The 6,236-nt window shown below is 56.6% G+C and carries 5 protein-coding genes and 1 tRNA gene; 4 read left to right on the forward strand and 2 right to left on the reverse strand.

All coding sequences use genetic code 11. The features are described 5' to 3' along the window. Nucleotides 1-12 precede the first annotated feature (12 nt). The gene (gene tsaD, locus VZP09_RS17430) at nt 13-1,026 is read right to left on the reverse strand and encodes a tRNA (adenosine(37)-N6)-threonylcarbamoyltransferase complex transferase subunit TsaD (RefSeq protein WP_328795305.1); all 1,014 of its coding nucleotides are present in this window, start codon (nt 1,024-1,026) and stop codon (nt 13-15) included. A 237-nt stretch (nt 1,027-1,263) separates the two neighbouring features. On the opposite strand from tsaD, the gene rpsU reads away from it, so the two are divergent. The 3 genes from rpsU to rpoD all read left to right on the forward strand — a co-directional run bounded on the left by rpsU (nt 1,264) and on the right by rpoD (nt 5,396). Then, on the forward strand, nt 1,264-1,479 hold the full coding sequence (rpsU, locus tag VZP09_RS17435; protein WP_001144069.1) for a 30S ribosomal protein S21: 216 nt from the start codon (nt 1,264-1,266) through the stop codon (nt 1,477-1,479). Between the two features lie 111 nt (nt 1,480-1,590). After that, entirely contained in the window at nt 1,591-3,336 is a 1,746-nt protein-coding gene (gene dnaG, locus VZP09_RS17440) for a DNA primase (RefSeq protein ID WP_004149864.1), read from the forward strand. A gap of 218 nt (nt 3,337-3,554) precedes the next feature. Continuing rightward, the gene (gene rpoD / locus VZP09_RS17445) at nt 3,555-5,396 is read left to right on the forward strand and encodes an RNA polymerase sigma factor RpoD (protein WP_004174339.1); all 1,842 of its coding nucleotides are present in this window, start codon (nt 3,555-3,557) and stop codon (nt 5,394-5,396) included. Nucleotides 5,397-5,495: 99 nt separating this feature from the next. On the opposite strand, the gene mug is transcribed toward rpoD, so the two are convergent. Continuing rightward, entirely contained in the window at nt 5,496-6,002 is a 507-nt protein-coding gene (gene mug / locus VZP09_RS17450; RefSeq protein WP_328795306.1) for a G/U mismatch-specific DNA glycosylase, read from the reverse strand. A gap of 124 nt (nt 6,003-6,126) precedes the next feature. Between mug and VZP09_RS17455 the strand changes: the two genes are divergently transcribed. Further along, nucleotides 6,127-6,202 (forward strand) — tRNA-Ile (locus VZP09_RS17455). The last annotated feature ends 34 nt before the right edge of the window (nt 6,203-6,236 follow it).

The raw sequence follows: 6,236 nt of genomic DNA on the forward strand, positions 1-6,236 counted from the left end.
TTTCAGGATGCGTTAGGCGGCAGGCAGCTCGGCCAGCGGCCAGCGCGGGCGAACCGTCACGCCGAGCTCGGCTTTGGCGCCGGTTTGCAGACGCACCATGCCGGCGTAGGCGATCATCGCGCCGTTGTCAGTACAGAACTCAGGGCGGGCGTAGAACACCTCGCCGCCGCGTTTTTGCATCATCTCCGCCAGCTTCGCCCGCAGGGTACGGTTGGCGCTCACGCCTCCCGCCATCACCAGACGCTTAAAGCCGGTTTGCTCCAGCGCGCGGCGACATTTAATCATCAGCGTATCGACGACCGCATCCTCAAACGCCCGGGCGATGTCGGCGCGGGTTTGATCATCGTCGCCGTTGCTGCGAATGGTGTTGGCGGCGAAGGTCTTCAGGCCGGAGAAGCTGAAGTCCAGCCCCGGACGGTCGGTCATCGGCCGCGGGAAGACAAAGCGGCCTTCGGTACCCTGGGACGCCATTTTCGACAGCATCGGCCCGCCGGGATAATCCAGTCCCAGCAGCTTCGCCGTCTTATCAAAGGCTTCGCCCGCCGCATCGTCAATCGACTCGCCCAGCAGTTCATACTGACCAATACCGGTGACGCTAATCAACTGGGTGTGGCCGCCGGAAACCAGCAGCGCGACGAACGGGAACGCCGGCGGATTATCTTCCAGCATCGGCGCCAGCAGATGCCCTTCCATATGGTGTACCGGGATCGCCGGCACGTTCCAGGCGAAGGCCAGCGACCGGCCAACGGTCGCCCCGACCAGCAGCGCGCCGACCAGGCCTGGACCCGCCGTATAGGCGACGGCGTCGATATCTTTCGCCGTCAGACGGGCTTCTTTCAGCGCCGCCTGGATCAGCGGCACCGTTTTGCGCACGTGGTCGCGCGATGCCAGCTCCGGCACCACGCCGCCGTAATCCGCATGCAGTTTCACCTGACTATACAATTGGTTGGCTAACAGACCTTGCTGGTCGTCATAAATCGCGATGCCGGTTTCATCGCAGGATGTTTCAATGCCCAGTACACGCATGAGTTGTTTTACCTCGCTTCAATACCGCGCAGTGTAGGTCCAATGACCGGCGATGTAAAACTTTGCTCACCCCTGGTGCTCTCTTCGTGTATACTCCTCACCCTTATAAAAGTCCCTTTCAAAAAAGGCGCCGGTGCTTTACAAAGCAGCAGTAGTTGCAGTAAAATTCCGCACCATTTTGAAATAAGCTGGCATTGCGGCCAGCGGCAAACCGAATTAATCAAAGGTGAGAGGCACATGCCGGTAATTAAAGTACGTGAAAACGAGCCGTTCGACGTAGCTCTGCGTCGCTTCAAGCGTTCCTGCGAAAAAGCAGGTGTTCTGGCGGAAGTTCGTCGTCGTGAGTTCTATGAAAAACCGACTACCGAACGTAAGCGCGCTAAAGCTTCTGCAGTGAAACGTCACGCGAAGAAACTGGCTCGCGAAAACGCACGCCGTACTCGTCTGTACTAATCTGTTGAGAGCGACGCTCTCAATTCAGACCGAGTTGTAGTTGTAAGGCCGTGCTTCCGAAAGGAATGCGCGGCTTATTTTCGTTTATAGTCATCAGAAATAACGGGGCTTATGGCTGGACGAATTCCACGTGTATTTATTAGCGATCTGCTTGCCAGAACCGACATCGTCGATCTGATCGATGCGCGGGTAAAGCTGAAAAAGCAGGGCAAAAATTTTCACGCGTGCTGTCCGTTCCATAACGAAAAAACCCCCTCTTTCACCGTCAACGGTGAAAAACAGTTTTACCACTGCTTCGGCTGCGGGGCGCACGGCAATGCTATCGACTTCCTGATGAACTACGACAAGCTCGAGTTCGTGGAAACGGTCGAAGAGCTGGCCGCCATGCACAACCTCGAAGTGCCTTATGAAGCAGGCAACGGACCCAGCCAGATAGAGCGCCATCAACGGCAGAACCTCTACCAGTTACTGGATGGTCTGAATGCGTTTTATCAACAGTCTCTGATGCAGCCCGCCGCCGATCCTGCGCGCCAGTACCTGGCGAAACGGGGGTTAAGCAGCGAGGTGATTACGCGCTTTGCCATCGGCTATGCTCCCCCAGGTTGGGATAACGTTTTAAAACGGTTTGGCGGCAATCAGGAAAACCGCCAGTCGCTTATTGATGCCGGCATGCTGGTCACCAACGATCAGGGACGCAGTTACGACCGCTTCCGCGAACGGGTGATGTTCCCCATCCGCGATAAGCGAGGCCGGGTGATTGGGTTTGGCGGACGGGTGCTGGGCGATGCCCTGCCGAAGTATCTGAACTCCCCGGAAACCGACATATTCCATAAAGGCCGCCAGCTGTATGGCCTGTATGAAGCGCAGCAGGATAACCCCGAACCACCGCGTTTGCTGGTTGTCGAAGGGTATATGGACGTCGTGGCGCTGGCGCAGTACGACATTAATTATGCCGTGGCCTCGCTGGGTACCTCGACCACGGCCGACCATATCCAGCTGCTGTTCCGGGTGACGAATAACGTCATCTGCTGCTACGACGGCGACCGGGCCGGCCGCGATGCCGCCTGGCGCGCGCTGGAGACGGCGCTGCCGTACATGACCGATGGTCGCCAGCTACGCTTTATGTTTCTGCCTGACGGCGAAGACCCGGATACGCTGGTGCGTAAAGAGGGCAAAGCGGCGTTCGAGGCGCGGATGGAGCAGGCTCAGCCGCTCTCCACGTTCTTGTTTAACAGCCTGCTGCCGCAGGTCGATCTGAGTACTCCGGACGGGCGCGCGCAGCTGAGTACGCTGGCGCTGCCGCTGATAACCCAGGTCCCGGGCGAAACGCTGCGCATCTATTTGCGTCAGGAGTTGGGCAATAAGCTGGGCATTTTAGATGACGCGCAGCTTGAACGATTAATGCCAAAACAGGCGGAAAATGGCGCGCCGCGTCCCGCACCGCAGCTAAAACGCACGACCATGCGTATACTGATAGGACTGCTGGTGCAAAACCCGGATCTGGCGCCGTTAGTCCCGCCGCTGGAGGGACTGGACTCGCGCAAAATGCCGGGACTGAGCCTGTTCAGCGAACTGGTGAAGAGCTGTCTGGCGCAGCCTGGTCTGACAACCGGGCAACTTTTAGAGCAATATCGCGGCACAAAAGAGGCGGCAACCCTTGAAAAACTGTCGATGTGGGACGATATAGCAGATAAAGATATCGCTGAACAAACCTTCACCGACTCGCTCAACCATATGTTTGATTCACTGCTGGAACTGCGACAGGAAGAGTTGATAGCTCGCGATCGCACACACGGTTTAAGCAGTGAAGAACGCCGGGAGCTCTGGACCATCAGCCAGGAGCTGGCGAAAAAATAAATGACAGACAATATCCTTCACGTTGTATCAAAGCAGTAAGAAAGCGCAGAACAACGTGAAGGAAAAGTATTTAACGGCTTAAGTGCCGAGTATCGATCGGGAAGCCCCCGACAGCCGCGCAGAGGCGCAGCGGCAATAATATAAGTACGCCCTCGCTTTAAATGTCGACAGCCCGTCTGCCGACACCAATCAAACGAATTAAGTGTGGATACCGTCTTATGGAGCAAAACCCGCAGTCACAGCTGAAGCTTCTTGTCCAACGTGGTAAGGAGCAAGGCTATCTGACCTATGCCGAGGTCAATGACCATCTGCCGGAAGATATCGTCGATTCCGATCAGATCGAAGACATCATCCAAATGATCAACGACATGGGTATTCAGGTGATGGAAGAAGCACCGGATGCCGATGATCTGATGCTTGCCGAAAACACCGCGGATGAAGATGCTGCCGAAGCCGCCGCGCAGGTGCTCTCCAGCGTGGAATCCGAAATCGGGCGCACGACCGACCCGGTGCGTATGTACATGCGTGAAATGGGTACCGTAGAGCTGCTGACCCGTGAAGGCGAAATTGACATCGCCAAACGCATCGAAGACGGCATCAATCAGGTGCAGTGCTCCGTTGCCGAATATCCGGAAGCGATCACCTACCTGCTTGAGCAGTACGACCGCGTTGAAGCGGAAGAAGCCCGTCTGTCCGATCTGATCACCGGTTTCGTCGATCCGAACGCCGAAGAAGATATGGCGCCAACCGCCACCCACGTTGGCTCCGAGCTGTCTCAGGAAGAGATGGATGACGACGAAGACGAAGACGAAGATGAAGACGCCGACGACAACAGCGATGACGACAACAGCATCGACCCAGAGCTGGCCCGTGAGAAATTCGCCGAGCTGCGTACCCAGTACGAGCTGACGCGCGACACCATCAAAGCCAAAGGTCGTAGCCATGCCGCCGCCCAGGAAGAGATCCTGAAGCTGTCTGAAGTCTTCAAGCAGTTCCGCCTGGTGCCGAAGCAGTTCGATTACCTGGTCAACAGCATGCGCAGCATGATGGATCGCGTTCGTACTCAGGAACGTATCATCATGAAGCTGTGCGTTGAGCAGTGCAAAATGCCGAAGAAAAACTTCATCACCCTGTTCACCGGCAACGAAACCAGCGAAACCTGGTTCAACGCCGCGGTGGCAATGAACAAGCCGTGGTCTGAGAAGCTGCTGGAAGTGAAAGAAGATGTGCAGCGCGGCCTGCAGAAGCTGCAGCAGATTGAAGAAGAGACCGGCCTGACCATCGAGCAGGTTAAAGATATCAACCGTCGCATGTCCATCGGCGAAGCGAAAGCCCGTCGTGCGAAGAAAGAGATGGTTGAAGCGAACCTGCGTCTGGTTATCTCTATCGCCAAGAAATACACCAACCGCGGTCTGCAGTTCCTCGACCTGATTCAGGAAGGCAACATCGGTCTGATGAAAGCGGTCGATAAGTTCGAATACCGTCGCGGCTACAAATTCTCGACCTACGCCACCTGGTGGATCCGTCAGGCCATCACCCGCTCTATCGCGGATCAGGCGCGCACCATCCGTATTCCGGTGCATATGATTGAGACTATCAACAAGCTCAACCGTATCTCCCGTCAGATGCTGCAGGAGATGGGCCGTGAACCGACCCCGGAAGAGCTGGCTGAGCGTATGCTGATGCCGGAAGACAAAATCCGTAAAGTGCTGAAGATCGCCAAAGAGCCTATCTCCATGGAAACGCCGATCGGCGACGATGAAGATTCGCATCTGGGGGATTTCATCGAGGATACCACCCTCGAGCTGCCGCTGGATTCTGCGACCACCGAGAGCCTGCGCGCGGCAACGCATGACGTGCTGGCCGGCCTCACCGCTCGTGAAGCGAAAGTGCTGCGTATGCGTTTCGGTATCGACATGAACACCGACCACACGCTGGAAGAAGTGGGTAAACAGTTCGACGTTACCCGCGAACGTATCCGTCAGATCGAAGCGAAGGCGCTGCGTAAACTGCGCCACCCGAGCCGTTCTGAAGTGCTGCGTAGCTTCCTCGACGATTAATCGTCGCGGGGCATCGTCTACAGCCTGTTAAAAAGCTCCCTGCGGGGAGCTTTTTTTATGGCGTTCAGGTGGCCATCCCGGGAAAGTCGCCTCTCTCCGCTACTGGCCGCGGGTTGCCAGGGCATCGTCCAGTTCACGATAGGCCGCCACCAGCTTATCGAGCGTCGCCCGGTTTAAGCCGCTGGGATTAGGCAGCACCCACACCTGGGTCGTCCCGATGGTCATGGCCTGTTTCCCCCACTTCGCGCCGCGCTGGTTAAAGGCCAGCTCGAAGGCCTGCTTGCCGAGCACCGCCAGCGCCTGCGGCTGATACTCCTCAATCTTCCGCACCAGCTCACGGCCGCCGCTGCGCAGCTCCTGCAAGGCGACCTCGCTGGCCTGCACCGTCGGACGCTCTACCAGCATGGTGATGCCGCAGCGCGTATCCAGCAGCTGCAGCTCCTCTTCCGGCCTGAGCTGCCGATCGGTGAACCCGGCCTGATGGATGACCTTCCAGAAGCGATTGCCAGGATGGGCAAAATGAAAGCCGGTATGGGCGGAGGACTTCCCCGGGTTGATACCGCAAAAGACAACGCGCAGGCCCGGCNCAAGGATATCGCTAATCATGTTTTCTCCGGCTGTATGGCTAAAACATGATTATAAAGGATTGAAAATGCATTGTTTATAAAAACAGCAGCTGCGCGCTTTACGCTGGATTGCAATCGCCAGTTACTTTATAATCCCTCGCCACGGCCCCTTAGCTCAGTGGTTAGAGCAGGCGACTCATAATCGCTTGGTCGTTGGTTCAAACCCAACAGGGGCCACCAAATTTTAGATTTAAANTNATATAATTAAGCCACT

It is taken from the genome of Klebsiella sp. EMBS2024 (assembly GCF_036233805.1).
In the GTDB taxonomy this organism is placed as follows: Bacteria; Pseudomonadota; Gammaproteobacteria; order Enterobacterales; family Enterobacteriaceae; genus Klebsiella; species Klebsiella pneumoniae.

Coding starts and splice junctions, on each gene's coding strand:
- tsaD (WP_328795305.1), bottom strand. CDS start 1,026: ATGCGTGTACTGGGCATTGAAACATCCTGCGATGAAACCGGCATCGCG.
- rpsU (WP_001144069.1), top strand. CDS start 1,264: ATGCCGGTAATTAAAGTACGTGAAAACGAGCCGTTCGACGTAGCTCTG.
- dnaG (WP_004149864.1), top strand. CDS start 1,591: ATGGCTGGACGAATTCCACGTGTATTTATTAGCGATCTGCTTGCCAGA.
- rpoD (WP_004174339.1), top strand. CDS start 3,555: ATGGAGCAAAACCCGCAGTCACAGCTGAAGCTTCTTGTCCAACGTGGT.